Here is a 1,352-nt window from a genome sequence, read left to right as displayed (position 1 = left end):
AGCGCCCACGAATTGGAGTCCAGAAAACAGCGACCACTAAACGTAACTTGCCGACAAGACCAAAATTAGAAAGCTGAAAAAGCAAAGAAAAGATGCAACCAACTGATTTTACGTGACTAAACATAACGCTGCGTTAAGGGGTGAATGCCGCATAAACCAAGCTTCCGCAGACCATTTTCACCACCAAAACTCACTGCAAACCAAAAATGCCATGCGGCATGAATCCCGCTTAAACGCCTTGTTATGTGAATTTACCAGAATTTCCACCATGCCCTCTTTTCCACTTCACCACCCTCAGAACCGTCAGGGTATACAACTATTTCCGCTTGTGGGCTAAAGAGGGCAAGATTATGTTTAACAGCGAGTGATTGAACAAGGTCATATACGTAGTCAGATTTAGACCAAACCGAGCTTATAATTATGTGCGCGGCAGACTTATCAAACTCACAACTCCAAGGACAAAAATCGATGTCCTCAGTTTTGTCATCCGGAATGTCATCAATTTCAGGATGTATGGCAGTTAACTCACGATAAAAATCTTCTATTGCTGCATTTTTAGCAACATTACTGTAATTACCTTCAAGTATTTCAGCGTAAATTTCACTGGCTTCCGCGTTGGATACTCGCTTTTCCAAACTTAAAATTGCGATATCAAAACTCATAGTTTCCCTTATTCACATAACGCCGTGTTAAGGGGTGCAGGCACGCAATACAAAAGCTACCGCACAGTGCCGTAACCACTGAACCCAACGCAAACTGAAAATGCCACGCGTGCCAAATCCCACTTAAACGCTTTGTTATGCTTACAATTTAAAGCGTCTAATAAACTCTATAGCGCCACCGACTGCAAGCGTTGTTGCTAAATCTTTGGTGCAGAGATAGACGATTAGATCTATTGTAAGGTTTAGACCTACCCAAATCGTGTTGTATGCTAATTTTAGTTCCGTTAACAGATGCAACGAAGCGTGGTTTAATTTATATAATGTTGCTTTGTCGTCATATTCTAAAGATTTAGAATCGACCTTTTTGATTAGCTTGTATTGATAAAGATACTTTATTCGAAGTAATCGTAGTATCGAATCCTTTAACTTAGCATTCAGATATGTCGAAGGGATGTAATCAATCAGTGGTTTTTTCCAACCATTCGACTCACTGCCGATAATCAGCCCTTCAGTTTCGTGATTATATGATGCGGTATTGGAAATCATCTCAAGCAACTGCTCACCCAAGTAGATTTCTAACAATGTAATTTTCAACCACACACAAAAGCTAATATTGCGATCTTTAGATAACATTATCTTAAATACGCTATCTCTCATTCAACCTCCTTGTAAGCATAACGCCGCGTTAAG

The 1,352-nt window shown here is 40.1% G+C and carries 2 protein-coding genes; both read right to left on the bottom strand.

What is annotated here, in order from left to right:
* Window positions 1–251: 251 nt before the first annotated feature.
* Complete coding sequence (locus tag LZU85_RS20810) at window positions 252–662, bottom strand: hypothetical protein (protein WP_072609610.1); 411 nt, start codon at window positions 660–662, stop codon at window positions 252–254.
* Between the two features lie 141 nt (window positions 663–803).
* Window positions 804–1,319 (bottom strand): hypothetical protein, encoded by a 516-nt coding sequence (locus LZU85_RS20800; RefSeq protein WP_103198394.1) that lies wholly within the window; start codon window positions 1,317–1,319, stop codon window positions 804–806.
* Window positions 1,320–1,352: the final 33 nt, after the last annotated feature.

The sequence above is a fragment of the Vibrio floridensis genome, from assembly GCF_021852965.1.
In the GTDB taxonomy this organism is placed as follows: domain Bacteria; phylum Pseudomonadota; class Gammaproteobacteria; order Enterobacterales; family Vibrionaceae; genus Vibrio; species Vibrio floridensis.
The sequence above is the reverse complement of the archived record's forward strand: the minus strand, read 5'-3'. Positions and strand labels throughout refer to the sequence as shown.